This is a genomic window from Stutzerimonas sp. (assembly GCF_982611455.1).
In genome coordinates, this window is sequence record NZ_CEXBBO010000030.1 from 1 (window position 1) to 25,518 (window position 25,518).

Below are 25,518 nucleotides of genomic sequence, written 5' to 3' on the forward strand. Positions count from 1 at the left end.
GAGGCTGGAGGCTGGAGGCTGGAGGCTGGAGGCTGGAGGCTGGAGGCTGGAGGCTCAACAGCATCAGCAGCCTCCAGCCGATACGCAAGCCCACGGACCGCGATTAGACAGCATTAGATAAGAGACGCCGCTGCGCCAACTTGCCTACCGTCTATCGCTTAACATCCAGATGGCGAAAGGCTCAGACTGAGCGGGTCAGTAGAAATCAGACGAGCAGCGCGGCGTCGATGGCTCTGGCATCGATCAGCGCAGCTTGCTCCAACAACAGACGTACCGGTGCAAAGGATCGGCGGTGAATGATTGACGGGCCGAGTCGCTGCAGCGCATCCAGATGATGGGGAGTTGGATAACCCTTATGCGCCGACAGACCGTAGCCGGGATAACACAGATCTAACGCGCACATCTCGCGATCGCGGCTGACCTTGGCAAGAATCGAGGCGGCGGCAATGGCCGGGACCTGGCCGTCGCCCTGGATCACCGAAGCGCTGGGTACGGCGAGCTGTGGGCAGCGATTACCGTCGATCAGTGCCAGCCGAGGCGTCACGCTCAGGCCCTCGACGGCACGCTGCATCGCCAGCATGGTGGCGTGCAGAATGTTCAGTTGGTCGATCTCATGCACTTCGGCTCGTGCCACACACCAGGCCAGCGCTTTCTCGCAGATTTCGTCGAACAGCATCTCACGCCGCGCCTCGGTGAGCTTCTTCGAGTCGTTAAGCCCCTCGATTGGACGCCTCGGATCGAGAATCACAGCAGCAGTCACGACAGGCCCGCAAAGTGGCCCACGGCCAACCTCGTCGACCCCGGCGACCAATTCTTCGACCAGATTGAAATCCAGACCCATCTGCATCAGTTCGCCTCGACCAGTTCGAGTACCGCATTGGCGGCCTGACTCGACGCATCGCAGCGCAGGGTTCGATGGATGGCATCGAACCCCTCGGTTTGTACATCGCCATTATCCAACAAGGGTGACAGTAGCTGCGCCATCGCTTCTGGAGTCGCCGCGTCCTGCAACAGCTCTGGCACCAGCAAGCGCTGGGCGAGCAGATTAGGCAGGGCAACGTAGGGACTTTTCACCATGCGCTTGAGGATACGAAAGGTCAGCGGCGCGACGCTATAAGCCACCACCATCGGACGCTTGTAAAGCAAGGCTTCCAGCGTCGCGGTACCAGAAGCAATCAGCACTGCATTGCAGGCGGCAAGCGCCTCATGAGAGCGACCGTCGAGCAGCCTCAACGGCAGGTCCCGACCAACCAGCATTTGCTCCAACTGCGCACGGCGCTCGGGGCTGGCACAGGGAACCACGAAATGGATGCCTGGGCGCATCGACCGAAGCCGGTCCGCGGCGCTGAGGAAGAGTTCGCCAAGGCGACCCACTTCGCCACCTCGACTGCCTGGCATCAGAGCGACTACAAGCCCCTGCTGCGGTAGATCCAGCGCAGCACGTGCGGCGGCGCGATCGGCCTCCAGCGGGATCGTATCGGCCAATGGATGCCCAACGAAACGCACCGCGACCTGATGAGCGTCGTAGAATTTCGCTTCGAACGGAAATAGAGTGAGCATCAGGTCGCAGGCATCGCGAATCTTCAGTACCCGCTTCTGCCGCCAGGCCCAGACCGAAGGGCTGACGTAATGCACAGTCTTGATGCCGGCCTGCCGTAGTTTGAGCGCAAGGTCCAAATTGAAATCCGGCGCGTCGATCCCGATGAATACGTCGGGCCGCACGTCAAGCAGCGTCTGCAGCAAGCGCTTACGGCGCATCAGCAGCTCAGGCAGCCGACCGAGCACTTCCACCAGCCCCATCACGGCGAGACGCTCCAGCGGAAAATAGGATTTGAGTCCCAGCGCCTCCATCCGCGACCCGCCAATACCGATAAATTCGACATCGGGGCACTGAGCCCTGAGGGCCTGCATCAAGCCTGCACCGAGAATGTCGCCAGATGCTTCACCGGCCACGAGTGCAACTGTCAACGGTCTGGACATATCAGCGCGTGATGCCGCGATTTGATGCCTGCACCGAGTCACGGAACAATGCAACCTCAGGAAAAGTCAGCGCATCCGCCGCAAGCTCGGCGAGCGCGGCGTCTACCGTCAACCCTTTGCGGTAGACGATCTTGTAGGCGTTGCGCAGGGCCAGAATGGCTTCTGCAGTGAAACCACGACGGCGCATGCCTTCGAAGTTCATGCTGCGCGCCTGGGCCGGACTGCCAAAGACCGTGACAAACGCCGGAACGTCCTTGCCGATGGCAGTACCCATTCCGGAAAAGCTGTACGCGCCAATATGACAATACTGATGCACCAGGGTATATCCCGACAGGATTGCCCAATCGCCCACATGCACATGGCCCGCCAGCGCAGTGTTGTTGACCAGGATGCAGTGGTTGGCGATGACGCTGTCATGACCGATATGCGCATAGGCCATGATCAGGTTGTGATCACCGATAGTGGTTTCGCTGCGATCCTGCACGGTGCCACGGTGAATGGTCACGCCTTCACGGATCACGTTGTGATCGCCGATCACCAGCCGCGTCGGCTCGCCCTTGTACTTCAGGTCAGGCGTGTCCTCACCTACTGAGGAAAACTGGTAGATGTGATTGTGGCGACCGATACGAGTCGGCCCCTTGATGATCACATGAGACGCGATCACCGTCCCCTCGCCTATCTCGACATCCGGGCCGATGATCGACCATGGTCCGACCTGAACGTCATTAGCCAGTCGGGCCGCAGGATCGACGATGGCGCGAGGGTCGATCATATCTTCTGTTCCGCACAAATGATCTCGGCTGAGCATACGGGCTTGCCTTCGACGCTGGCCCGGCAGTCGAACTTCCAAATCCCGCGCTTGGCGCTGATGAAAGATGCCTCGAGGATCAACTGATCACCCGGCACTACCGGCTGACGGAAGCGCAGCTTGTCCGAGCCGACGAAATAATAAAGCGTGCCATCGGCCGGCTTGACGCCCATCATTTTGAAACCGAGCAACCCGGCCGCCTGCGCCATCGCTTCGATAATCAGCACGCCCGGCATGATCGGGTGCTGCGGGAAATGACCGTTGAAGAACGGTTCGTTGATGGTGACGTTCTTGTACGCGCGAACTCGCTTGGCTTCCGTGTCCAGTTCCACTACCCGGTCGACCAGCAGGAACGGGTAACGGTGGGGAAGGTATTCGCGAATCTCGTTGATATCCATCATGTGAGGAAAAAGCCTGTAATGATTAGAGGAGCTGGCACGCCATTGCAGCCGTGCAGCCCGCTGGCGAACAGCCGCTAGCAGGCAATCAGACGATAAGGTCAGGCATCTGAAGACGAATCCCCATTCGGGGTCACGGCAGCCAGGCGTTTTTCCACAAGTTGCAGACGACGCGCCATATCGTCGAGATGGCGAATTCGGGCGGCGCTTTTGCGCCATTCGCCGGCTGGCTGCATGGCCGTGCCCGAAGAATAGCTTCCTGGCTCGGTAATCGACCGAGTAACCATGGTCATGCCTGTAATGAAGACATTGTCACAAACCTCGATATGACCAACGAGCCCGGCACCACCCGCAATCATGCAGTTGCGACCAACTTTTGTGCTGCCGGAAATGCCCGAGCAACCCGCCATGGCAGTGTTGTCGCCGATCTGGACGTTGTGGGCGATCATTATTTGATTGTCCAGCTTCACACCATTGCCAATCACAGTGTCCGATAGCGCCCCGCGGTCGATGGTCGTGTTGGCGCCAATCTCGACATCATCGCCGATGCGAACGCCGCCAAGCTGGGCAATTTTTTCCCAGCTACCCCGCTGATTGGCAAAACCGAAACCTTCGCCACCGATCACCGCGCCGGGCTGGATCACTACCCGCTCGCCGATGCAAACGTCGTGGCAGAGCGTAACTCGCGGAGCCAGGCGCCCCCCAGCGCCAATACGGCTACGCGCACCGACAAAGGACTGAGCGCCAATCACCACATCTGGCCCGATCCACGCGTGCGCCTCGATCACAACCTGAGCACCGACGCTTGCGGACGGATCGACGTGGGCGCTGGGCGCGACTATGGCACTTGGATGAATACCGCAGGGGGAATGCGGCCGCGTCTCGAACACATGTGAGATACGCGCATAGGCAAGGTAGGGATTGGCGACAATCAGCGCGGCACCAGCGTAGCCCTCGGCATCCTCGGACGTAAGCAATACAGCGCCTGCACGGGTACTGGCGAGAAACTTGCGGTACTGGGCGTTGGCCAGGAAACTCAGCTGATCAGGACCAGCCTCCTGCAGCGTAGCCAGACTTGAAACCGCTTGCGCAGCATCGCCGCGCAACGTGGCTCCCAGCTGCTCGGCAAGTTCACCGAGCGTATAGACAACCTGGCTCATCAGCGCAGCTGATTCATGCGCTCGATGACCTGGCGAGTGATGTCGTACTGCGGCTTGACATCAACCACGGCGCCACGCTCGAGTACCAGGTCGTAATCACCCTTCTTGATGACTTCTTCGACAGCCTTGTCGAGCTTCGGCTTGAGCTGCTTGAGCATGTCACGGTCAGCTGAGGCCTTGGACTCGTTGAGCTCCTTGGAGAGGAACTGGAAGTCGCGGGCCTTCTGCTTGAACTCCAGCTCGAGACGTTCACGCTCGGCCTGTTGCATCTTGTCGCCGTCCTTCCCCAGACGGTCCTGGATGCGCTTGGCATCGCTTTCTAGCCCTTTGAGCTTCTCCAGCTGCGGACCGAACTTCTTCTCCGCATCGACAGAATAACGCTTGGCAGCGTCCGATTCGAGCAACGCCATCTGGTAGTTCATCACCGCAATCTTCATTTCGGCGAAAGCGGGGGTCGCCACTAGAGCAGCGGCAACAACAAGCAATTGGGTCAACTTACGCACGGTATATACCACTCTTCAAGAATGCGTTGGAGCATCGCTCCAGGTGATTAAAAGGTTTGGCCCAGCGAGAACTGGAAGACTTGGGTATCTGCCTCGTCCGGCTTCACCACAGGCATTGCCAAGCTGAAACTCAAAGGGCCCATGGCGGTGATCCAAGTCAAACCTACGCCGATCGAACTGGCCACATCGCCAAAGTCGATATCGCTGCACTTCGTAGACTCAGCTGGGCAATTGGTGTCGTAAACATTACCAACATCCCAGAACACCGATGTGCGCAGCGAGCGTTGATCCTTGACGAAAGGCATCGGGAAAAGCAATTCCATTCCGCCCTGGATCAATACGTTACCACCATAGGGCAACGCATCCTGATCCGGGTCGGCGATGGTGCCCTCATTCCCCGTCACGGTTTCGCCGCGGCTCGGTGTACTGCGCGGACCGAGGCTGCTGTCTTTGAAGCCGCGCACCGAATTGAAACCGCCGGCATAGTAATGCTCATAGAAAGGTAGACGCGAGGTCGAACCGTAGGCATCGCCATAGCCCAGCTGAGTATGAAGGCGCATGGTGTAGGTCTTGGTTACCGGGACGAACAGCTGCGCGTTGTAGTCGAGCTTGTAGAACGACAGGTCGCTACCAGGAATAGTGGTTTCCAGCGCAAGGCTCTGCGAATGACCACGGGTCGCCAGAACCCCACGATTTAGGGTCGATTCGGACCAACCCACCGACGCCTTGAAGTTGAGATAGCTGTCGCCCTCTTCTTCCATGAAGTCGAAAATTTCATCGACCGTGTAACGGCCGCTGTCGATCGTGTCCTGCTGAGCGGACAGGCCGAACGACAAGCGTGAAGTCTCGCTGATCGGATAACCGATGTTGATACCACCACCCAGACTATCGACGGAGTAGCTGGAGACGTCGTAGTCCAGCTCATCGTAATCTGTGGTTCGGTAGAAGGCATTGTAGCCGAGGCTGACGCCGTCTTCGGTCCAATAGGGATCGACGAACCCAAAGTTATAGCGCGTCTGGTATTCGCTACGAGTCAGACCCACGCTGACGCGGTTACCGGTACCCAGGAAGTTGTTCTGGCTGATCGAGCCACCAAGAATCAGACCGGCGTTCTGGGCGAAGCCGATACTTGCCATGATCGAGCCGGATGGCTGCTCTTCGACACTGTAATTAACGTCGATCTGGTCATCCGTGCCGGGCACCTGCGGGGTTTCGACGTTCACTTCCTTGAAGAAGCCCAGGCGCTCGAGACGGGTCTTGGACTGATCGATCAAATAGGTGGACGCCCAGCCGCCCTCCATCTGGCGCATCTCACGACGCAGCACTTCATCTTCGGTCTTGGTGTTACCGCGGAAATTGATGCGATTGACATAGGCCCGCTTGCCCGGGTCGACTACAAAGGTGATCGAGACGGTGTTGTCTTCGTCGTTGGTTTCCGGCACGCCGTTTACGTTGGCGAAGGTGTAACCCTCATTGCCCAATCGCCGCGTGATCAGTTCGGAGGTCGTGGTCATCACCTTGCGTGAGAACACCTGACCTTCCTTCGCCAGTAATAGTGATTGCAGCTCTTCTTGCGGTACCTTCAGGTCACCGCTCAGCTTTACATCGCTGACTGTATAGCGATCACCTTCGGCAATATTAACGGTGACGTATACGTCTTTTTTGTCTGGCGTAATGGATACTTGGGTTGAGGTGATATCCATGTTGATGTAGCCGCGATCCAGATAATAGGAACGCAGGCGCTCGAGGTCACCAGACAGCTTTTCGCGAGCGTACTTATCGTCATTACGGAAAAACGACAGCCAGTTAGTGGTCTTCAGCTCGAACAGATCGGTCAAATCCTCGTCAGGAAAAACCGTATTGCCGACTACGTTGATGTGCTTGATCGAAGCGACCGAGCCTTCGTTGATATTGATCTTCAACGCGACGCGATTACGTGGCTGCGGCACGACCTCGGTTTCGATGGTGGCCGAATAACGCCCCTGGGCAACATATTGGCGCTGCAGTTCGTTGCGCACACCCTCAAGCGTGGCCTGCTGGAAAATTTCGCCTTCGGCGAGCCCCGATTGCTGCAAACCGGAAAGCAGGTCTTCAGTCTTGATCGCCTTGTTGCCATCGATTTCAATACCGGAAATCGACGGCCGCTCCACGACGTTGATTACCAACACGTCACCTTCGCGGCCAAGCCGGATATCCTCGAAGAAACCGGTGCGGAACAATGCACGGGTAGCCTCTACCAGACGACTATCATCAGTAGCCTGCCCGACGTTCAACGGCAAAGCACCAAAGACACTGCCGGCGGAAACTCGCTGCAGACCATTGACGCGTATATCGGAGATGGTGAAGGACTCGGCGTGAACTTCGGCAATCATCAGTGCGGAAATTACCGCAGGTAGCAGCAGACGTTTCATGAAGTCCTTTCTTTTCAAACCTGATAATTGAACCTGCGCAGGGCGCGGCGACATCAAGGTATATGGCGGTTAAAGGCGGCCAAGGTCGTTGACCAACGCAAGCAGCATCACCCCAACAACCAGGCTGATACCGATCTGTACTCCCCAGCCCTGAACCCTGTCCGACAAGGGACGTCCACGGACCCACTCGACCAGATAGAAGAGCAGATGCCCTCCATCCAGGACGGGGATAGGCAATAAATTAAGTACTCCAAGACTAATACTCAGATAGGCGAGGAAGTTGAGAAAATCACCCACGCCGGACTGTGCAGAAGCGCCCGCCACTTTAGCAATGGTTATCGGGCCGCTCAAGTTTTTTACCGAGAGCTCGCCGAAGAGCATTTTCTTCAACGAATCGAGCGTTAGAACGCTCATCGTCCAGGTCCTGCGGAGCCCTTCACCGACCGCTTCGAGTGGCCCATAGCTAACGTTCCGAAGCATTCCGGCTGGCCATTCGCCGGCCGCAACGCCTGCCCCAAGGTAGCCGCGACGGTTATCCCCCTCGCCGCGCTCGGCCAAAGTCAGAGGAAGTTCGAGCAAACTGCCATCACGCTCGACTTCCAACCGCACCGGCTTTCCCGCCAGGGGCCTGACTCGGTCGACGACTTCCTGCCAGACATTCAGTGGCTCGCCATCGAGGCTGACCAATCGATCACCGAGGCGTACGCCAGCAGCCTGCGCAGGCCCTTCGGGATCAAGCTGAGCCACTACGGGCGCGATTTCCGGGCGCCAAGGTCTGATGCCCAACGACCTGATCGGATCCGGCCCCTCGACGCCTTTGAGCCATTCATTCAGCTCCAGCCGCACTCGCTGTGTCTGACTGTCGTCAGCCTCACGCACCAACATTTCCAGTGAGCCGCTTTCGCCAAGCCGCCTGATCAATTGCAAATTGACCTCTGCCCAACCAGCGGTGGGTTTGCCGTTGACCTCGACGATTTCCTGCCCTGCTGCCAGACCGCCGCGTTCGGCGAGGCTGCCAACCTCGACGGCACCGACCACTGGCCGTACCTGCTCACTGCCGAGCATCGCCAGCGCCCAGAAGAACACCAGGGCTAGAAGGAAGTTAGCTAATGGCCCGGCCGATACGATAGCGAAGCGTTGCTTGACCGTTTTGCGGTTGAAGGCTTGATCCAGAAGCGCCGGCGGAACGTCACCCTCACGTTCGTCAAGCATCTTCACGTAGCCGCCGAGCGGAATCGCTGCAATCACGAACTCGGTGCCCTGCCGATCATGCCAACGCAACAGGGGATGACCGAAGCCCACGGAGAAACGCAGCACCTTGACGCCACAGCGGCGTGCGACCCAGAAATGACCGTATTCGTGGAACGTTACCAGCACACCCAACGCAACGAGGGTGCCGATGATCATGTACAGCGCGCCCATAACTCCCTCTGCCTTGAAAGACCGTTTAGAAACCACCAGCTCTAGCGAACTCAAAGCCTATACGGACGTCCCCACGGCTGGTTGGACGTCCTCGGCCGCTATCGATCGCGACTATGCAACCAGCGCGAAGCAAGCACGCGAGCCTGCGCATCGGCAGCAAGCACATCTGCCAGACAGCGAGCAGGGACCGAAGCCTCGAGATCGAGAACGTCTTCGATGATACTCGCGATTTCGGTGAAGCGAATGCGGCCATTGAGGAACGCCTCCACTGCCACTTCGTTCGCCGCATTGAGCATCGCAGGCGCCGTTCCGCCCTCCTGTGCAGCCTGCCGGGCGATGCGAAGACAGGGAAACCGCTGCTGATCGGGCGCGTGGAAATCCAGACGGCCTATCTGCAGCAGATCCAGCACTGATACGCCGGAATCGATTCGCTCCGGCCAGGCCAGTGCGTGAGCAATCGGCGTGCGCATGTCGGGATTACCCAACTGAGCCAGAACCGAGCCATCGACATAGTCGACCATAGAATGGATGACGCTTTGCGGGTGAATGACCACCTCGACCTGATCTGGGCGCGCATCGAACAGCCAACACGCCTCGATGAGTTCGAGCCCCTTGTTCATCATGCTGGCCGAATCCACCGAAATCTTGCGCCCCATGGTCCAGTTCGGGTGCGCGCATGCCTGTTCGGTCGTGACAGTCGCAAGCTGCTCGAGTGGTAGCTCACGGAATGGTCCACCAGAGGCAGTGAGCAGGATTCGCCTGACACCCACATTGGCAAGCCCGGCGGAATAGTCGCCTGGCAGGCATTGAAATATCGCGTTGTGCTCACTATCGATGGGCAGCAGCACGGCCGTACTGTCGCGCAACGCCTGCATGAACAACCCGCCGGACATGACCAGCGCTTCCTTGTTCGCCAGCAGCACGCGCTTGTTTGCCTGCACCGCCGAAAGCGTTGGACGCAAGCCCGCAGCGCCGACGATCGCCGCCATTACCACGTCGGTTTCGGGATGCGCCGCTACTTCGCTCAAGCCACCCTCACCCACCAGTACGCGAGTGCGCATACCATCGTCACTGAGCTGGCCTTGCAGGTCGCGAGCCTGACCGCTATCGGCCACCACGGCGTAACGAGGACGATGCAAGCGGCAGAGCTCACGTAATTCGGCAATACGGCTAAATGCTGTCAATGCGAAGACCTGATAGCGCTCGGGATGACGAGCGATAACGTCCAGCGTGCTCAAGCCGATCGAACCGGTCGCGCCAAGCACCGTTACTTGCAAGGGTCTGCTCACTAGGCACCCCACCCGGCCAGCCACAACAGAACGGTGAATATCGGCACCGCGGCGGTCAGGCTGTCGATGCGGTCCATCACACCACCATGGCCAGGCAGCAATTGGCTGCTGTCTTTGATTCCAGAACTGCGTTTAAACATGCTTTCGGTCAGGTCACCAACGACGGAGATCACCACTACCAGAGCCGCACCCAGCAGTGCCAACACCAGTTCCCGAGTCGACCAGCCCTGATAAAGCCCGACGCCAAGGGTAATAAGCAGACTGGTTATCAGCCCACCGATCAACCCCTCCCAGCTCTTGCCCGGACTGACCTGCGGCGCGAGCTTTCGCCGACCAAAGGTCTTTCCGGAAAAATAGGCGCCGATATCGGCAGCCCAGACCAACACCATTACCGCCACGATCAACCAGTTGCCTTGCGGCCACTGCTTGAGCAGCACCAACGCCTGCCAAGCCGGAAGCAAAATCAGCAAACCGATCATTAAACTACCGATGCGCCCTCCCCAATGGCGCTGGCTAGCTGGATAACTGAGTACCAGCGACGTCGCAACCAACCACCAAACCACGCTGATCGAGAGCAGCCAAGGCGCGAGCGCCGGGAACCGGTATAGCACAGCCAACAGCAGAGCAACGATCACTGCATAACCGACCCGCACGGCCTGACCGGCACAGCCGGCCAAACGCGCCCATTCCCACCCCCCCAGGATCACTACCACGCCAATGAACAAGGCGAATGCGAGACCTTCAAGGAGAAAGAAGCCGATCAGCGCAATCGGCAGGAGAATGGCGGCGGTGATGATGCGTTGTTTCAACATTCTGCACGGACCTCTGTCTCGACCTGATCACCGGTCTTGCCAAAACGCCGTTGCCGCTTGGCGAAATCGGCCAGCGCGGTGCGCATTGCGTCATGCTTGAAATCCGGCCAGAACAGGTCGGAAAAATACAGCTCGGCGTAGGCCAGCTGCCACAACAGAAAGTTGCTGATGCGCCGCTCACCTCCGGTGCGAATGCACAGATCCGGCGCAGGCATATCACCCGTCGCCAGGTAGCTTTGAAAAAGCGCCGGGGTGATCTCGTCCGGATTAAGACGACCGATCTGCGCTTCACGGGCCATTCGCTGTGCGGCTTGAAGGACATCCCACTGACCACCATAGTTGGCTGCCACCTGAAGCACGAAGCGACTACTTCCCGCCGTCATCTGTTCGGCTTCCAGCATGGCGGCCTGGAGTTCGGGATGGAAGCGCGAGCGATCACCGATGACACGCAAGCTGATGCCGTTGTCGTTGAGCCTGCGCGCTTCCCGGCGCAAAGCGGTGAGAAACAGCTCCATCAAAGCGCTGACTTCATCGGCTGGCCGTTGCCAGTTCTCGCTGGAGAACGCAAACAGTGTCAACACCTCGACACCCGCTTCGGCACAGACCTCGATGACAGCCCGGACCGCATCGACGCCCGCCTTGTGTCCGGCCACGCCCGGCAACAGGCGCCTCTTTGCCCAGCGATTGTTGCCATCCATGATGATTGCAACATGGCGGGGTACATTCCGCCCGGCAATCTGCCTGACCTTTTCCATGAAACGACTCTACCTGCGCTCAATCACGCGCTGCGAACAATAGGAGAAATTGCCGATGGCCATTTCCGGGGATACGACTGAATAGCCCCTCGCATGCCGATCCTAACGAAGCCGGCACGCTCCGACATGAGCGATACGGACGAAGTCCGGCATAACAACGTCAAACGGCCATCAGGTCGTTTTCTTTGTTTTCCAGCGCCTTGTCGATTTCCGCGACGTGCTTGTCGGTCAGCTTTTGAACGTCATCCTGAGCACGGCGCTCCTCGTCTTCACTGATTTCCTTTTCCTTCACCAGATCCTTGAGCTGCGCGAGCGCATCGCGACGGATATTGCGCACAGCGACACGGGCATTTTCGGCCTCTGCGCGCGCCTGCTTGGTATAACCCTTGCGCGTCTCTTCGGTCAGAGCCGGCATCGGCACACGGATGGTAGTGCCGGCAGTGGCCGGGTTAAGGCCAAGATCGGAGGTCATGATGGCCTTTTCGACCGCCTGGATCATGCCGCGGTCGAAGACCGTCAGCGCCAGGGTGCGAGAGTCTTCGGCGATAACGTTGGCGATCTGGCGCAGCGGAGTATCGCTGCCATAGTAGGACACCATTACGCTATCAAGAATGCTCGGATGGGCACGACCGGTACGGATCTTCGCAAACGCATGGCCCAAGGATTCCAGGGTTTTCTTCATGCGTTCCTGTGCGTCTTGCTTGATCTCATTGATCATTGATTCGATTCCTCGATCAGGGTTCCTTCAGCGCCGCCAAGCACGATATTGAGCAGGGCGCCGGGCTTGTTCATGTTGAACACCCGCAGCGGCATGTTGTGATCGCGGCACAGGCAAATGGCCGTCAGATCCATTACGCCGAGCTTGCGGTCGAGCACGTCATCATAGGTCAGCTGCTCGAATTTCTCAGCGTTCGGGTCCTTGAAAGGATCCGCGGTGTAGACGCCGTCGACCTTTGTGGCCTTGAGCACGACGTCAGCATGGATTTCGATGGCACGCAGACATGCAGCCGAATCGGTAGTGAAGAACGGGTTGCCGGTGCCCGCCGAAAAGATCACGACCTCACCACTTTTGAGATGACGCATCGCCTTGCGGCGGTCGTAATGATCGGTGACGCCAACCATGGAGATAGATGACATCACCAGCGCGGGGATGTTGGAACGCTCCAGTGCATCGCGCATCGCCAGGGAGTTCATCACAGTGGCCAGCATACCCATGTGGTCCCCGGTGACACGATCCATACCAGCGGCGGACAGCGCTGCACCACGGAACAGGTTACCGCCACCGATGACCAGGCCAACTTCTACGCCTATTCCAACCAGCTGACCGACTTCCAAGGCCATGCGATCTAGCACCTTGGGATCGATGCCAAAGTCTTCCGAGCCCATTAAGGCTTCGCCGCTTAATTTGAGCAGAATGCGTTTATAGCGAGGATTGCGTGCACTCATCTGCTGAGCCATTGGCGTTGTGTCTCCTGCGGCATTTATATGACTGACATGCTGTACAGCCAGAAAATATCTGCGCTATGACAGCGAAGCTGCGGCTTGGTGCCAAGCTAATGACTATAACGTGACGAAAGGAACAATTCCGCCCTCCAGTTCGACAAAGAGGCCGCGCGCGTGAGCGGGCAGCCTCTTCGAGGACAGCAGGAACGGCTTATTGCTTGATTGCAGCGACCTGAGCGGCCACTTCGGCGGCGAAGTCAACCTCGGCGCGCTCGATGCCTTCGCCTACTTCGTAACGCACGAAGGAAACGATCTCAGCCCCAGCCTTCTTGGCCAGAGCGCCAACCTTGACGTCAGGATCCTTGACGAACGCCTGCTCGACCAGGCTGGCTTCAGCAAGGAACTTGCTGATGCGCCCAGCAACCATCTTCTCGACGATCTCCGCCGGCTTGCCCTTGATCTTGTCTTCGTTCAGCGCCAGGAAGATTTCCTTCTCCTTGGCCACAGCGTCTTCAGAAACCTGGGACGGATCGAGGAACTGCGGGTTGCTGGCCGCGACGTGCATGGCGATTTCCTTCGCCAGCTCGACGGTACCGCCTTTCAGCGCAACCAGAACACCGATGCGATGACCGTGCAGATAAGAGCCCACAAGATCAGCCTCAACGGCGGTCAGGCGACGGATATTAACGTTCTCGCCAACCTTGGCTACCAGCGCTTCGCGATCGCTTTCCTGAGCGGCAATCAGCGGAGCGGCGTCAGTCATCTTTTCGGCGAAGGCTTTTTCAACGCTGTTGCTGACGAAATTCTTGAAGTCGTCCTGCAGTGCCAGGAAATCGGTCTGCGAGTTGACTTCGATAATCACGGCGCGCTTGTTGTCTTCGGCAACCTTGACCGCGATGGAGCCTTCAGCAGCGATGTTGCCCGCCTTCTTGGCTGCCTTGATGGCGCCAGCAGCACGCATGTCGTCAATGGCTTTCTCGATGTCACCGCCAGCAGCGGTGAGTGCTTTTTTGCAATCCATCATGCCTTGGCCAGTGCGCTCGCGCAGTTCTTTAACCAGGGCTGCAGTGATCTCTGCCATGTTCGCAAATCCTCTCGATTCGATTTTCGATCATCGCCTCACTAATCAGGCGATCAATTCGGAAGTGACAAAAAGGGGGCATAGCCCCCTTTTTGTTCAACGGCTATCAGCTATGCGGCAACCGCGCTCAGCCTTGAGCGGCCTCAGGGGCAGCTTCTTCGACGAACTGGTCAGCACCGCCGGCACCATTCTGGCGGCCACGCAGTACTGCATCGGCCATCGAACCCAGATAGAGTTGCACGGCACGGATGGCATCATCATTACCAGGGATAATGTAGTCCACACCTTCCGGGCTGCTGTTGGTATCGACGATACCGATGACCGGGATGCCCAGCTTGTTGGCTTCTGAGATGGCAATGCGCTCGTGATCGACATCGACGACGAACATGGCGTCAGGCAGGCCGCCCATATCCTTGATACCACCCAAACTGCGATCGAGCTTCTCGAGATCGCGGGTACGCATCAGGGCTTCTTTCTTGGTCAACTTCTCGAAGGTGCCGTCCTGAGACTGAACTTCAAGATCACGCAGACGCTTGATCGAAGCGCGGATGGTCTTGTAGTTGGTCAGCATACCGCCCAACCAGCGGTGATCGACATAGGGAGAGCCACAGCGAGCGGCTTCTTCGCGAACGATCTTGCCTGCGGAACGCTTGGTACCGACGAACAGAATCTTGTTCTTGCCAGCAGCCAGTTTTTCAACGAAACGCAGAGCGTCGTTGAACATCGGCAGGGTTTGCTCAAGGTTGATGATATGAATCTTGTTGCGCGCACCGAAAATGTATTTATTCATTTTCGGGTTCCAGTAACGGGTCTGGTGGCCGAAGTGCACACCGGCCTTCAGCATATCGCGCATGGTGACTTGAGACATGGGACTTCCTCAGATAAGTCGGGTTAGGCCTCCACGCGTCCCGATATCCAACTCTTGCGAGCACCCAGGATACCGTGTCGACACGTGTGTGGGGTCAGGCTCGGCAGGTACTCCCGCAGAGCGGCGCGTTTTATAGCATAAAGGCAGGCGAGAGGCTAGAGGCTGGACAGAACGCAATTCCCGCACGCCCTGCTTCTCGTTCAGCCTTACAGCCTCCAGCGCTTTATCGGCTCTTCGCCTATTTGGTTTATCATTTGCCTCTTCAATTTTTCCGCCTGCGCCTCTTGGCGCCAAGAGGGTTGCATGACCGTTTCCATCAAGACGCCCGAAGATATCGAGAAAATGCGCATTGCTGGGCGGCTCGCCGCCGAGGTGCTGGAGATGATCGGCGAATACGTCAAGCCGGGTATCACTACCGAGGAGCTGGACCGTCTCTGCCATGACCACATCGTCAACGTGCAGCAGGCCATACCCGCCCCGCTCAATTACAAGGGCTACCCGAAGTCGATCTGTACGTCTATCAACCACGTCGTCTGCCACGGCATCCCTAACGAGAAGCCGCTAAAAGATGGTGACATTCTGAATATCGACATTACCGTCATTAAAGATGGCTACCACGGCGATACGAGCAAGATGTTCATTGTCGGCAAAGCCCCGGAATGGGCCGAGCGCCTGTGTAAGGTAACCCAGGAATGCCTTTATAAAGGTATCGAGATCGTCCGCCCCGGTGTCCGTCTTGGCGATATCGGTGAAGTGATCCAGAAGCATGCCGAAAAAAACGGCTTTTCAGTGGTCCGTGAATATTGTGGCCACGGCATCGGCAAGGTCTTCCACGAGGAACCGCAGGTGCTTCACTATGGGCGTGCCGGGACTGGCCTGGAGCTGAAGGAAGGCATGACCTTCACCATCGAGCCGATGATCAACCAGGGTCGCTCGGAAACCCGGCTGCTCGGTGACGGCTGGACAGCCATCACCAAGGATCGCAAGCTGTCAGCACAGTGGGAACACACCATCGTGGTGACTACCGATGGTTATGAAATCTTCACGCTGCGCAGCGATGACACCATCGCTCGCACGTCGTCCTGATCAGTTATCGATATGTTGCCTTGATGGAGAGTGCTGGCATGCCTCAGGTTGATCCCGAACTATTCGACCGCAGCCAGTTTCAGGCAGAGCTGGCGCTCAAAGCCAGCCCCATCGCTGCCTTCAAAAAAGTCATTCGCAAATCCCGTGAAGTGCTCGATGCACGGTTTTTAGCAGGCCGCGATATCCGTCGCCTGATCGAAGACCGCGCCTGGTTCGTTGATCAGATCCTGCGCACAGCTTGGCAGCGCTTCGACTGGAACAGCGATGCCGAGATCGCGCTGGTCGCGGTGGGAGGCTATGGTCGTGGCGAACTGCACCCGTACTCCGACATCGATCTGCTGATCCTGCTCGATGACAGCGATCAGGAAAAATTTCGAGACTCCATTGAAGGCTTTCTGACCCTGCTTTGGGATATCGGCCTGGAGGTCGGCCAGAGCGTACGCTCAGTGGCCGAATGCGCCGAAGAGGCCCGTGCGGACCTGACGGTGATCACCAATCTTATGGAGAGCCGCACCATCGCCGGGCCCGAGCGCCTGCGACAAAACATGCTGAGCGTCACCAGACCATCGGAAATGTGGCCGAGCAAGGAATTCTTCCTTGCCAAACGCAACGAGCAAGCGGCGCGTCACTCCAAGTACAACAACACCGAGTACAACCTTGAGCCCAACGTGAAAGGCTCGCCCGGCGGGCTACGCGACATCCAAACGATTCTGTGGATCGCTCGTCGCCAGTTCGGCAGCCTGAATCTGAGCGCAATCGTCGATCAGGGTTTTCTTACCGAAGGCGAATATGCGTTGCTGGTGTCCAGCCAGGAGTTCATCTGGCGCGTCCGTTATGGGCTGCACATGCTGGCAGGACGCGCCGAAGACCGCCTGCTCTTCGACCACCAACGAAGCCTCGCCGCCCTCCTCGGCTATGAAGACAGCGATGCCAAGCTGGCCATCGAGCGCTTCATGCAAAAGTACTACCGCGTGGTCATGAGCATTTCCGAGCTCAGCGATCTGGTAGGGCAACATTTCGCGGAAGTGATTCTGTGGGAGGGCGACAGCGGCGATGCCGTGCCGCTCAATAGCCGCTTCGTCTTACGCGACGGCTATCTCGAAGTGGCTAATGATTCGGTTTTCAAACGCAGACCCTTCGCGATTCTGGAAGTCTTCGTACTGCTGGCGCAACATCCAGAAATCCAAGGGGTGCGGGCCGAAACCATCCGCCTGCTGCGCGACCACCGCCATCTCATCGATGATGATTTCCGCAGCGATATCCGCAACACCAGCCTGTTTGTCGAGCTGTTCAAGTGCAAGGAAGGCATCCACCGTAACCTGCGCCGAATGAACCGTTACGGCATTCTCGGACGCTATCTGCCGGAGTTCGGCCATATCGTCGGCCAGATGCAGCACGACCTTTTCCACATCTATACCGTTGATGCCCATACGCTCAACGTCATCAAATACTTACGCAAACTCAGCAAGCCCGGCGTCGCGGAAAAGTATCCATTGGCCAGCAAGCTGGTCGAACGCTTGCCCAAGCCGGAACTCATTTATATCGCAGGGCTTTATCACGACATCGCCAAAGGTCGTGGCGGAGATCATTCGGAGCTCGGCGCTGTGGATGCCCAGGCCTTCTGCGTGCGCCACAAGCTTCCGGCGTGGGATACGCGGCTAGTGGTCTGGCTGGTGGAGAGTCACCTGGTGATGTCCACAACAGCGCAGCGCAAGGATCTATCCGACCCGCAGGTGATCAATGATTTCGCCCAGCTGGTCGGCGACGAGACCCACCTCGACTACCTGTACGTACTTACGGTGGCGGACATCAACGCCACTAACCCGACGCTGTGGAATTCCTGGCGAGCCAGCCTGCTACGCCAGCTGTACACAGAAACCAAACGAGCCCTCAAGCGCGGCCTGGAAAATCCGCTAGGTCGCGAGGAACAGATTCGCCAGACCCAGCGTGCCGCGCTCGACAATCTGGTACGCAACGGTACTGATCCGGACGACGCCGAGCAGCTGTGGTCGCAACTGGGTGACGACTACTTCATGCGTCACAGCTCCACCGACGTGGCCTGGCACACCGAAGCCATCATCGAGCATCCGAGCGACGGCGGCCCGCTGGTTCTGATCAAAGAAACCACCCAGCGAGAATTCGAAGGCGGCACGCAGATTTTCATCTATGCACCGGACCAGCACGACTTCTTCGCCGTGACCGTGGCGGCAATGGATCAGCTGAACCTGAACATTCACGACGCCCGCATCATTACCTCGAGCAGCCAGTTCACGCTGGACACCTACATTGTGCTGGATGCCGATGGAAGTCCTATCGGCAACGATCCCGAGCGCACCGAGGAAATTCGTCAGGGCTTGATCGATGCGCTACGTAACCCGGAGGACTACCTGACGATCATCCAGAAACGCGTGCCCCGCCAGCTCAAGCACTTCGCGTTTCCGCCGCAGGTCACCATCCACAACGATATGCAACGCCCACACACGATCATCGAAGTTATCGCACCTGACCGCCCCGGGCTGTTGGCACGCATCGGCCAGCTGTTCCTGGACTTCGATCTATCGCTGCAGAACGCTAAAATCGCCACGCTCGGCGAGCGCGTCGAGGACGTGTTTTTCGTGACCAATGCGGACAATCAGCCGCTGTCGGATCCCCAGCTGTGCATCAAGCTGCAGCAGGCAATGATCAAGCAGCTTTCGCAGGAGAACGAGCGGCAACCCTCACCGAGCAGCATCGTCATCTGAGAACAAGCCCGGCTTGCGCCAATGCCCACCAGAGCCAGTCGCCAGGCCGGCCGACATTCAATCCCAGGGCTTGCCGCGTGTCTTAGCCGTGTATGGCAGCTTCTGCTGCATCGCGGCCTTGGCCAGGACGTGAGCACTAACCGGCGCAGTCAGAAACAGGAACAGGGTAATCAGCACTTCGTGCGCGCTAAGACCATCGCCCTGATTGCTGAAGAAGATCATCGATGCGACGACGATGCCGCCCACTCCCAGCGTGGTGGCCTTGGTCGGCCCGTGCAGCCGAGTGAAGAAATCCGGCAGACGATATAAACCAATCGCCCCGATCAGCGCGAAGGCGCTGCCAAGTATCAGAAAGGTACTCACCAGCAGTTCGATCCAGAATGGCATAGGTGACTCCTCAATCGATGATGTCGCCGTGCAGCAGATGTTTCCCCACTGCGACGGTACTGACGAAGCCCATCACTGCGATCAGCAATGCAGCTTCGAAGAACAGATCGGAAGCCAGCCAGATGCCGAACAGGACGATCAGCGCCAACGCGTTTATATAAAGCGTGTCGAGCGCCAGCACCCGGTCGGGCATGTCCGGCCCCTGAATCAGGCGCACCACATTCAGAATCGCAGCGAGCCCGATGACTGCCATACACAGCGGAATCACATACGAGAGCATTCGAATATCTCCAGCAAGGGCGTTTCGTAACGGTTTTTCACCTCGTCGACCAGCGCCTCGATATCGGGCGCGTCCAGCGCGTGGATCAGCAGAACCTTGTGATCGGGTCGCAACGAGGCCGATACAGTGCCCGGCGTAAGCGAGATGATGCTGGTCAGCACTGCGAGGACGAACGGATGCTCGATCGCCATCGGCACTTCGACGAAGGCAGGTTGTAGATGGCCGCGGGGGCCAAGTACCAGCTTCGCCACGTGAATGTTGGCGACTGCGATGTCATAGAACACCTTGAGCATGAACAGGCAGAGCTTCAGCGGCCGACGAACCGCCGGCACCTCGATCAAGAATCCGCTCACCAGCAGCGGAATCACCCAGCCGAGAAATAGCCCGAGGAGCAAATGGCCCAAGCTCAGAGTGTTGTTGAGCAGCAGCCAAAGCATGGCCAGCAGTAGCGTCAGCGCAGGGTTGGGCAGCACGCGGAATTTCATGCGGCACCTCCCTGAATGATCTGTAGATAAGGGCCGAGGTCGAACAGCTGTGCAGCTGCTGCCTGAACGTATGCCTGGATCGGCTGTGCTGCTACCACCAGAACCAGGCTACCGAGCAATAAACCGACGGTTGCTGCTACACGCATCGGATCCGCCGGCCTTCCCACGGTAGCCGCCTCACTCGAACGCCAGAACACCATGCTTCCGGCGCGGCTCAGCGCGATCAGCATGCCCAGCCCCCCAACCAGTACCACCGGCCAGAGTATCGAAGCGCCAATACCCGGCGGTACCGCCCGTAAAAGCATCACCTTGCCGAGGAAACCGGAAAACGGAGGCAGCCCGGCGACGGAAATCGCTCCGGCAAAGAACAGCGTGCCCAACATCAACGGCTGTTTCAATGCCGGCGCCGAGATCAGCTCGGATGCCGTATCGCCGCGTTGTCGAGCAATGACGTCCGCCAGCAGGAACAAGCCGCCGGATATCAGAGTGCTGTGGATCAGATAATAAAGCGCCGCGCTTAGCCCCTGCTCCGTCCCCAGCGCGATGCCAGCCAGCAATGTGCCCACCGATACCACTACCAGATAAGAAAGCAGGACCTGCAAGTTACGAGCGGCCAGCGCGCCCAGGACGCCACCGGCAAGGGTGAGCATCGACAGCGGCCACAACCAATCGAGCACCATGTTGCTCAGCACGCCCGCTTCGCTGCCGAAAATCAGCGTGAACACCCGCACGATGGCGTAGAGACCGAGCTTGGTCATGATCGCGAATAGCGCGGCAACCGGCGCAGTCGCCGAGGCATAGGCTCGAGGCAGCCAGAAGTACAGCGGCAGGATCGCCCCCTTCAAGGCGAACACCACCAGCAACAGATAACCTGCAGCAGCCAGCAGCGGAGCATCAGCCGGATCGGCGGCACTGACCCGAACCGCCAGATCGGCCATATTCAGCGTCCCGGTGAGACCGTAAAGCATGCTCACGCCGATCAGGAACAGCGACGATCCCAGCAGATTCAGCACGACGTAGTGGATGCCGGCCTGTACTCGTTTCGCTCCATGGCCGTGCAGCAACAAGGCATAGGACGAAATCAACAGGACCTCGAAGAATACGAACAGATTGAACAGATCGCCGGTAAGGAATGCGCCGTTGATGCCCGCCAGCTGAAACTGGAACAACGCATGAAAATTAGGCCCGCGCTCATCGTCGCCACGGGAGGCGTAGAGCACCGAGAAACCGGCAAGCACTGCAGTCACCAACAGCATCAGTGCACTCAGCCGATCGAGCAGCAGCATGATGCCGAACGGCGGCGGCCAGTCGCCGAGGCGATACACGGACAAGACACCGGTATTCGCCTGCAGCAATAGCAATATGGCCAGCGGAACCAGCAACCAGGTCGCGATCAGCGACAGCGAACGCTTGAATGGCATCCCCTGTCGATGAACCAGTAGCAATGCACAGCCGGCAAACAGCGGCAGCAGGATCGGGAGGATCAAGGCGTGATTCATTCGCGCGGCTCCCGGCCGTCTACGTGGTCGGTGCGCAACTCGCCGAGACCGCGAAGCGCCAGTACTACGACGAACGCGGTCATTGCGAAGCCGATTACGATGGCGGTCAACACCAGTGCCTGCGGCAAGGGATCACCGTATTCGGCGCTCTGCCCGATAACCGCCGGCACGCCAGTAGCGAGGCGACCCATGGCGAAAATGAACAGGTTCACCGCGTAGGAAATCAGCGTCAGCCCCATCACCACCGGGAATATGCGAGCACGAAGCAGCAGATAAACACCGCTGGTCATCATGACTCCAAGCGTCATCGCGAACACAGCCTCCATCAAAGCACCTCCTTGCACGATTCGTCTTGGCTGACGTGAGCGATGTTGGAAAGGATCAGCAGGGTCGCCCCCACCACCGTCAGGTACACGCCAAGATCGAAAATCATCGCGGTTGCCAGTTCGAATTCACCAATCAGCGGGAGATGGAAATGGCCGAAGGCCGACGTCAGGAATGGTCGGCCGAACAACCAGCTGCCCAGACCAGTCAGTCCAGCAAGCAATACGCCAAGCCCCGCCACACCGTGATAGCTGAACGGCTGGCGCTGCTGCGCCCAGGTAACGCCATGCGAGATGTATTGCAAGATCAGCGCGACCGCAGTGATCAGACCAGCAATGAAACCACCGCCCGGCAGGTTGTGCCCACGCAGGAAGATGAACACCGACACCAGCAGCGCCATCGGCAGCAGCGCACGTGACAGCGTATCCAGAACCATCGGATGACTGTCGGTCGACCATAGCCGGCCACCATAGTCGCGAATCGGATGCGGCAGGCGCAGCCCATGCAGCAAGCCATAGATGCCGACTGCGGCGATGGCCAGCACAGCAATCTCGCCGAGCGTATCGAAACCGCGGAAATCCACCAGAATCACGTTGACCACGTTGGTCCCGCCGCCGCCGGACACGCTGTTTTCGAGGAAGAACGAAGCGATGCTGTCATAGGGACGCGTCAGTACCGCATAGGCGAGCAAGGCGATCATGGTGCCGAAGCTCCCGGCGAGAATGAGGTCGCGGAAGCTGCGCAGGCTGCTCGACTCAGCCGGTGTTCGATCCGGCATGAAAAACAACGCCAGGATCAGCAGGATGATGGTCACCACCTCGACCGAAAGCTGGGTCAGCGCCAAGTCAGGTGCCGAATAACGCGCAAATGTCAGCGCAACCATCAGCCCCACCACGCTCAGCACGATCAGCGCCGTTAGACGTCTGCGGTGAAAGATCACCGTCAACACCGACGTGAGGCAGAGAATCAGCAACCCGAACACGGTAATGCTATCCAACGGCGTGAACGACAGCGGACCATGCAACGACTGCAGAGGCGTAAGCGCATATACCACCAGCAGCAGAGAGCTGAGCAGCATGAGCGCGAGATAGCGTTGCAGCGAACCGCTTTCCATGCGTTCAGTCACCCAGCGTGCCGTTCTAGCGATTTCACTGACCAATCGTGCAAATACCTGCAGGGAATCGACCCGCGGCAGCCCTTCGTACCAGCGAAACGCCCACTTGCGCATCGAGTAGATGAGCAGCCCACCGCCCAGGGCGACGAAACTCATGGCTAGCGGCAGATTGAAACCGTGCCATATCGCCAGGCTGTACTCGGGAACGTCTCCGTTGAGGCTGCCGGCAACCGCTGCCGCCAACAGGGGCGCTACCGTGTAGGCAGGCAACATGCCGACCAGCAAGCAGAGCAACACCAGAATTTCCACCGGGATCTTCATATAGCGTGTTGGCTCATGCGGTGGATATTTCGGCAGGTCGATCGGCTCGCCATTGAAGAACACGTCGTGCACGAAACGCAGCGAATACGCTACCGAAAAGGCGCTCGCCAAGGTCGCGAGCGCCGGGATTGTCCAGTAAAAGCTCCCGAGCAGGTGCTGCTCAAGGGTCTCGGCGAAGAACATCTCCTTACTCAGGAAGCCATTGAGCAGCGGCACTCCAGCCATCGCCAGCGACGCGACCATCGCCAGCGCCGCGGTGTGCGGCATGTACTTCAACATACCGTTGATGCGCCGCATATCGCGCGTCCCGGTCTCGTGGTCGATGATGCCAGCAGCCATGAACAATGACGCTTTGAACGTCGCATGGTTGATGATGTGAAAGATTGCTGCCACGGCGCCCATTTGCGAATCGAGGCCGAACAGCAGCGTAATCAGCCCAAGGTGGCTGATGGTCGAATAGGCCAGCAAACCTTTCAGATCGTGTTGAAACAGTGCCATCACGGCACCAAGCAGCAAGGTTGCGAGGCCGGTCAGACTGACCAGATAGAACCACCATTCAGAATCTGAAAGCGCCGGATACAGGCGAGCCAGGAGAAAAACCCCGGCTTTGACCATAGTTGCCGAATGCAAAAAGGCCGATACCGGGGTGGGTGCCGCCATTGCTTGCGGCAACCAGAAGTGGAACGGGAACTGCGCAGACTTGGTGAATACGCCGAGCAGGACCAGAATAAGCGTAAGCGGATATAACGCATGCGTTCGTATCAGATCGCCGGATGCAAGCACGGCGCTCAACTCGTAGCTGCCGACGATATGTCCGATCAACAGGATGCCGGCCAACAACGCAAGCCCACCCCCGCCTGTCACCGCGAGGGCCATCCGGGCGCCCTGACGGGCATCGGAGCGATGGCTCCAGAAGCCGATCAGCAAAAACGAGGAGAGACTGGTCAACTCCCAGAACATCAGCATCAATAAAAGGTTTTCTGCCAGCACGACGCCGAGCATTGCGCCCATGAACAACAGGAAAAAACCGAAGAAGCGACCCATCGGCTCACTCTTCGACAGGTAATAGCGCGCGTAGAGGATGACCAGCAGACCGATGCCAAGAATCAGCAGAGCAAATAGAAAACCCAGACCGTCGAGCCTCAGGCTCAGGTTCAAGCCCAGCTCTGGCAACCAGGGCAGCATCAGCACTTCCGTTTCTCCGCCAAATACGGCGGCGCGCTTGGACATCAGCAGTAATAGCGCTAGCAACGGAGCTAGCCCCGCACCGAATGCACAGGCGGATCGTCCAAAACGTTCGAGCAGTAGCGGTAGACCGATCCCCAGAAATGGCAGAGCGATTATCAGCGCAAGCGCCATGAGCAAAAACCCCTTGAGCCGCGCAAGCGCACGGCAGTTATATCCCTTGGTAGACCAGATCTCAGCCCAAAGAGGCATGGCGGTGTGCGCCGATTATCCACACCGACCGCAGCAACGTCATGAGTTCATGTATTTCTAAAAACAAAAGGCGCAGCCTGACTGCCGGCCGGCAGTCAGGCTGCGCCTAATAGATTACGCAAGGCGCGCTATGCAGCATCCGAACATCTAGTCGCAACGATCAAGAGGGCGGCAACGATCGCGACGCAGCGGCAGAAAACCGCACGAGCCCGCCCTGGCCACTATCGGACCACTCACTATCAAGGCGCTATGCGACTGGTGCCGTTGACGGTCATGATCCGTACGCGTTGCCCGACGCGGAAGACCTGATTAGGCTCTACTTCCTGCACATAGGCGCGCATGTTGCCGTCGTCCTCTCGAACGGTGATCTCAACACCCTGCGCACGCGTGATGCCTTCTTCGGCCGCTGCGCCGAGCAAACCACCCGCCACCGCGCCGATCACCGCTGCAACAGCACTACCACGGCCACCACCGACGCCGCTGCCAGCGATACCGCCAACTACCGCGCCAGCACCGCCGCCGATCGGCGTTTTGGTACCTTCGAGCTTGACCGGACGCAGGGATTCAATGGTTCCGTAACGGACCGTCTGGACCGTTCGCGCCTCGTCCCGGGAGTAGGAATCTCCGGTGAGGTTTGATGTACAGCCGCCTACAGCCAACGCCATAGCGGTAAACGAAGCGACGAAGATGGAGTTGCGCATAGTAATCTCCTGGGAAACGGGTGTTCATCCCGACCGCATTGAGCAGGCGCTGCGGCGAAAAGGCGCCCGGTAACTGCCTCGACCTGACTCGGCATTCATGTGGTTAGGACCCCACTTTACCCGAGGCTATCCCGCCCCGCATGCAGGAAGCACGCTCAAGCTGTTTCACGAGACGAACCAAGGGCTACTTCATCATCGTCGTTCAATGCGGGG

Annotated in this window: 24 protein-coding genes; 2 read left to right on the forward strand and 22 right to left on the reverse strand. The window is 58.4% G+C overall.

Translation table 11 applies throughout. The annotated features are described in order from the left end of the window. Positions 1-205: 205 nt before the first annotated feature. The 15 genes from rnhB to rpsB form a co-directional block, all read right to left on the reverse strand. Positions 206-847 carry a ribonuclease HII gene (rnhB, locus tag AC2LD7_RS16670; RefSeq protein ID WP_484598844.1) on the reverse strand — a complete coding sequence of 214 codons (642 nt, stop codon included), beginning with the start codon at positions 845-847 and terminating at the stop codon, positions 206-208. Continuing rightward, entirely contained in the window at positions 847-1,980 is a 1,134-nt protein-coding gene (lpxB, locus tag AC2LD7_RS16675) for a lipid-A-disaccharide synthase (RefSeq protein WP_484598845.1), read from the reverse strand. Before lpxB ends, rnhB begins: the two co-directional genes overlap by 1 nt. Position 1,981: 1 nt before the next feature. After that, positions 1,982-2,752 carry an acyl-ACP--UDP-N-acetylglucosamine O-acyltransferase gene (gene lpxA / locus AC2LD7_RS16680; RefSeq protein ID WP_484598846.1) on the reverse strand — a complete coding sequence of 257 codons (771 nt, stop codon included), beginning with the start codon at positions 2,750-2,752 and terminating at the stop codon, positions 1,982-1,984. Continuing rightward, positions 2,749-3,189: a 3-hydroxyacyl-ACP dehydratase FabZ gene (fabZ, locus tag AC2LD7_RS16685; protein ID WP_484598847.1), complete on the reverse strand. Its 441-nt coding sequence runs from the start codon at positions 3,187-3,189 to the stop codon at positions 2,749-2,751. Before fabZ ends, lpxA begins: the two co-directional genes overlap by 4 nt. Positions 3,190-3,287: 98 nt before the next feature. After that, positions 3,288-4,346 carry a UDP-3-O-(3-hydroxymyristoyl)glucosamine N-acyltransferase gene (lpxD, locus tag AC2LD7_RS16690; protein ID WP_484598848.1) on the reverse strand — a complete coding sequence of 353 codons (1,059 nt, stop codon included), beginning with the start codon at positions 4,344-4,346 and terminating at the stop codon, positions 3,288-3,290. Then, positions 4,346-4,849, reverse strand: coding sequence for an OmpH/Skp family outer membrane protein (locus AC2LD7_RS16695; protein ID WP_484598849.1), 504 nt, complete (start codon positions 4,847-4,849; stop codon positions 4,346-4,348). Before AC2LD7_RS16695 ends, lpxD begins: the two co-directional genes overlap by 1 nt. Before the next feature lie 47 nt (positions 4,850-4,896). Then, the gene (gene bamA, locus AC2LD7_RS16700) at positions 4,897-7,260 is read right to left on the reverse strand and encodes an outer membrane protein assembly factor BamA (protein WP_484598850.1); all 2,364 of its coding nucleotides are present in this window, start codon (positions 7,258-7,260) and stop codon (positions 4,897-4,899) included. A gap of 69 nt (positions 7,261-7,329) precedes the next feature. Beyond that, positions 7,330-8,682 carry an RIP metalloprotease RseP gene (rseP, locus tag AC2LD7_RS16705; RefSeq protein ID WP_484598851.1) on the reverse strand — a complete coding sequence of 451 codons (1,353 nt, stop codon included), beginning with the start codon at positions 8,680-8,682 and terminating at the stop codon, positions 7,330-7,332. Between the two features lie 98 nt (positions 8,683-8,780). Beyond that, a complete protein-coding gene (gene ispC / locus AC2LD7_RS16710; protein ID WP_484598852.1) occupies positions 8,781-9,971 on the reverse strand; it encodes a 1-deoxy-D-xylulose-5-phosphate reductoisomerase in 1,191 nt (396 codons plus the stop codon). Further along, positions 9,971-10,783 carry a phosphatidate cytidylyltransferase gene (locus AC2LD7_RS16715; protein WP_484598853.1) on the reverse strand — a complete coding sequence of 271 codons (813 nt, stop codon included), beginning with the start codon at positions 10,781-10,783 and terminating at the stop codon, positions 9,971-9,973. Before AC2LD7_RS16715 ends, ispC begins: the two co-directional genes overlap by 1 nt. Further along, positions 10,777-11,538 (reverse strand): polyprenyl diphosphate synthase, encoded by a 762-nt coding sequence (gene uppS, locus AC2LD7_RS16720; protein WP_484598854.1) that lies wholly within the window; start codon positions 11,536-11,538, stop codon positions 10,777-10,779. Before uppS ends, AC2LD7_RS16715 begins: the two co-directional genes overlap by 7 nt. Before the next feature lie 160 nt (positions 11,539-11,698). Continuing rightward, complete coding sequence (gene frr / locus AC2LD7_RS16725; protein ID WP_484598855.1) at positions 11,699-12,256, reverse strand: ribosome recycling factor; 558 nt, start codon at positions 12,254-12,256, stop codon at positions 11,699-11,701. Then, positions 12,253-12,996 carry a UMP kinase gene (gene pyrH / locus AC2LD7_RS16730; protein ID WP_484598856.1) on the reverse strand — a complete coding sequence of 248 codons (744 nt, stop codon included), beginning with the start codon at positions 12,994-12,996 and terminating at the stop codon, positions 12,253-12,255. The genes frr and pyrH overlap by 4 nt, the downstream gene beginning before the upstream one ends. Positions 12,997-13,192: 196 nt before the next feature. Beyond that, on the reverse strand, positions 13,193-14,062 hold the full coding sequence (tsf, locus tag AC2LD7_RS16735; RefSeq protein ID WP_484598857.1) for a translation elongation factor Ts: 870 nt from the start codon (positions 14,060-14,062) through the stop codon (positions 13,193-13,195). A 127-nt stretch (positions 14,063-14,189) separates the two neighbouring features. Continuing rightward, positions 14,190-14,930 carry a 30S ribosomal protein S2 gene (rpsB, locus tag AC2LD7_RS16740; RefSeq protein ID WP_484598858.1) on the reverse strand — a complete coding sequence of 247 codons (741 nt, stop codon included), beginning with the start codon at positions 14,928-14,930 and terminating at the stop codon, positions 14,190-14,192. 303 nt (positions 14,931-15,233) lie between these two features. Between rpsB and map the strand changes: the two genes are divergently transcribed. Continuing rightward, positions 15,234-16,016, forward strand: coding sequence for a type I methionyl aminopeptidase (gene map / locus AC2LD7_RS16745; protein WP_484598859.1), 783 nt, complete (start codon positions 15,234-15,236; stop codon positions 16,014-16,016). 38 nt (positions 16,017-16,054) lie between these two features. Next, the gene (locus AC2LD7_RS16750; protein WP_484598860.1) at positions 16,055-18,757 is read left to right on the forward strand and encodes a [protein-PII] uridylyltransferase; all 2,703 of its coding nucleotides are present in this window, start codon (positions 16,055-16,057) and stop codon (positions 18,755-18,757) included. Between the two features lie 57 nt (positions 18,758-18,814). Here AC2LD7_RS16750 and AC2LD7_RS16755 read toward each other — a convergent pair whose 3' ends face one another. The 7 genes from AC2LD7_RS16755 to AC2LD7_RS16785 form a co-directional block, all read right to left on the reverse strand. Next, entirely contained in the window at positions 18,815-19,144 is a 330-nt protein-coding gene (locus tag AC2LD7_RS16755; protein WP_484598861.1) for a Na+/H+ antiporter subunit G, read from the reverse strand. Positions 19,145-19,154: 10 nt separating this feature from the next. Continuing rightward, positions 19,155-19,424 (reverse strand): K+/H+ antiporter subunit F, encoded by a 270-nt coding sequence (locus AC2LD7_RS16760; protein ID WP_484598862.1) that lies wholly within the window; start codon positions 19,422-19,424, stop codon positions 19,155-19,157. Further along, positions 19,409-19,909, reverse strand: coding sequence for a Na+/H+ antiporter subunit E (locus tag AC2LD7_RS16765; protein ID WP_484598863.1), 501 nt, complete (start codon positions 19,907-19,909; stop codon positions 19,409-19,411). Before AC2LD7_RS16765 ends, AC2LD7_RS16760 begins: the two co-directional genes overlap by 16 nt. Beyond that, positions 19,906-21,408 (reverse strand): monovalent cation/H+ antiporter subunit D, encoded by a 1,503-nt coding sequence (locus tag AC2LD7_RS16770; RefSeq protein ID WP_484598864.1) that lies wholly within the window; start codon positions 21,406-21,408, stop codon positions 19,906-19,908. The genes AC2LD7_RS16765 and AC2LD7_RS16770 overlap by 4 nt, the downstream gene beginning before the upstream one ends. Next, positions 21,405-21,734, reverse strand: coding sequence for a Na+/H+ antiporter subunit C (locus AC2LD7_RS16775; RefSeq protein WP_484598865.1), 330 nt, complete (start codon positions 21,732-21,734; stop codon positions 21,405-21,407). Before AC2LD7_RS16775 ends, AC2LD7_RS16770 begins: the two co-directional genes overlap by 4 nt. Continuing rightward, positions 21,734-24,526 carry a monovalent cation/H+ antiporter subunit A gene (locus AC2LD7_RS16780; RefSeq protein ID WP_484598902.1) on the reverse strand — a complete coding sequence of 931 codons (2,793 nt, stop codon included), beginning with the start codon at positions 24,524-24,526 and terminating at the stop codon, positions 21,734-21,736. Before AC2LD7_RS16780 ends, AC2LD7_RS16775 begins: the two co-directional genes overlap by 1 nt. Before the next feature lie 317 nt (positions 24,527-24,843). Next, positions 24,844-25,305, reverse strand: coding sequence for an outer membrane lipoprotein (locus AC2LD7_RS16785; protein ID WP_484598866.1), 462 nt, complete (start codon positions 25,303-25,305; stop codon positions 24,844-24,846). Positions 25,306-25,518 lie beyond the last annotated feature (213 nt).

Coding starts and splice junctions, on each gene's coding strand:
- rnhB (WP_484598844.1), bottom strand. CDS start 847: ATGCAGATGGGTCTGGATTTCAATCTGGTCGAAGAATTGGTCGCCGGG.
- lpxB (WP_484598845.1), bottom strand. CDS start 1,980: ATGTCCAGACCGTTGACAGTTGCACTCGTGGCCGGTGAAGCATCTGGC.
- lpxA (WP_484598846.1), bottom strand. CDS start 2,752: ATGATCGACCCTCGCGCCATCGTCGATCCTGCGGCCCGACTGGCTAAT.
- fabZ (WP_484598847.1), bottom strand. CDS start 3,189: ATGATGGATATCAACGAGATTCGCGAATACCTTCCCCACCGTTACCCG.
- lpxD (WP_484598848.1), bottom strand. CDS start 4,346: ATGAGCCAGGTTGTCTATACGCTCGGTGAACTTGCCGAGCAGCTGGGA.
- bamA (WP_484598850.1), bottom strand. CDS start 7,260: ATGAAACGTCTGCTGCTACCTGCGGTAATTTCCGCACTGATGATTGCC.
- rseP (WP_484598851.1), bottom strand. CDS start 8,682: ATGGGCGCGCTGTACATGATCATCGGCACCCTCGTTGCGTTGGGTGTG.
- AC2LD7_RS16715 (WP_484598853.1), bottom strand. CDS start 10,783: ATGTTGAAACAACGCATCATCACCGCCGCCATTCTCCTGCCGATTGCG.
- uppS (WP_484598854.1), bottom strand. CDS start 11,538: ATGGAAAAGGTCAGGCAGATTGCCGGGCGGAATGTACCCCGCCATGTT.
- frr (WP_484598855.1), bottom strand. CDS start 12,256: ATGATCAATGAGATCAAGCAAGACGCACAGGAACGCATGAAGAAAACC.
- pyrH (WP_484598856.1), bottom strand. CDS start 12,996: ATGGCTCAGCAGATGAGTGCACGCAATCCTCGCTATAAACGCATTCTG.
- tsf (WP_484598857.1), bottom strand. CDS start 14,062: ATGGCAGAGATCACTGCAGCCCTGGTTAAAGAACTGCGCGAGCGCACT.
- rpsB (WP_484598858.1), bottom strand. CDS start 14,930: ATGTCTCAAGTCACCATGCGCGATATGCTGAAGGCCGGTGTGCACTTC.
- map (WP_484598859.1), top strand. CDS start 15,234: ATGACCGTTTCCATCAAGACGCCCGAAGATATCGAGAAAATGCGCATT.
- AC2LD7_RS16750 (WP_484598860.1), top strand. CDS start 16,055: ATGCCTCAGGTTGATCCCGAACTATTCGACCGCAGCCAGTTTCAGGCA.
- AC2LD7_RS16755 (WP_484598861.1), bottom strand. CDS start 19,144: ATGCCATTCTGGATCGAACTGCTGGTGAGTACCTTTCTGATACTTGGC.
- AC2LD7_RS16760 (WP_484598862.1), bottom strand. CDS start 19,424: ATGCTCTCGTATGTGATTCCGCTGTGTATGGCAGTCATCGGGCTCGCT.
- AC2LD7_RS16765 (WP_484598863.1), bottom strand. CDS start 19,909: ATGAAATTCCGCGTGCTGCCCAACCCTGCGCTGACGCTACTGCTGGCC.
- AC2LD7_RS16770 (WP_484598864.1), bottom strand. CDS start 21,408: ATGAATCACGCCTTGATCCTCCCGATCCTGCTGCCGCTGTTTGCCGGC.
- AC2LD7_RS16775 (WP_484598865.1), bottom strand. CDS start 21,734: ATGGAGGCTGTGTTCGCGATGACGCTTGGAGTCATGATGACCAGCGGT.
- AC2LD7_RS16780 (WP_484598902.1), bottom strand. CDS start 24,526: ATGGCGCTTGCGCTGATAATCGCTCTGCCATTTCTGGGGATCGGTCTA.
- AC2LD7_RS16785 (WP_484598866.1), bottom strand. CDS start 25,305: ATGCGCAACTCCATCTTCGTCGCTTCGTTTACCGCTATGGCGTTGGCT.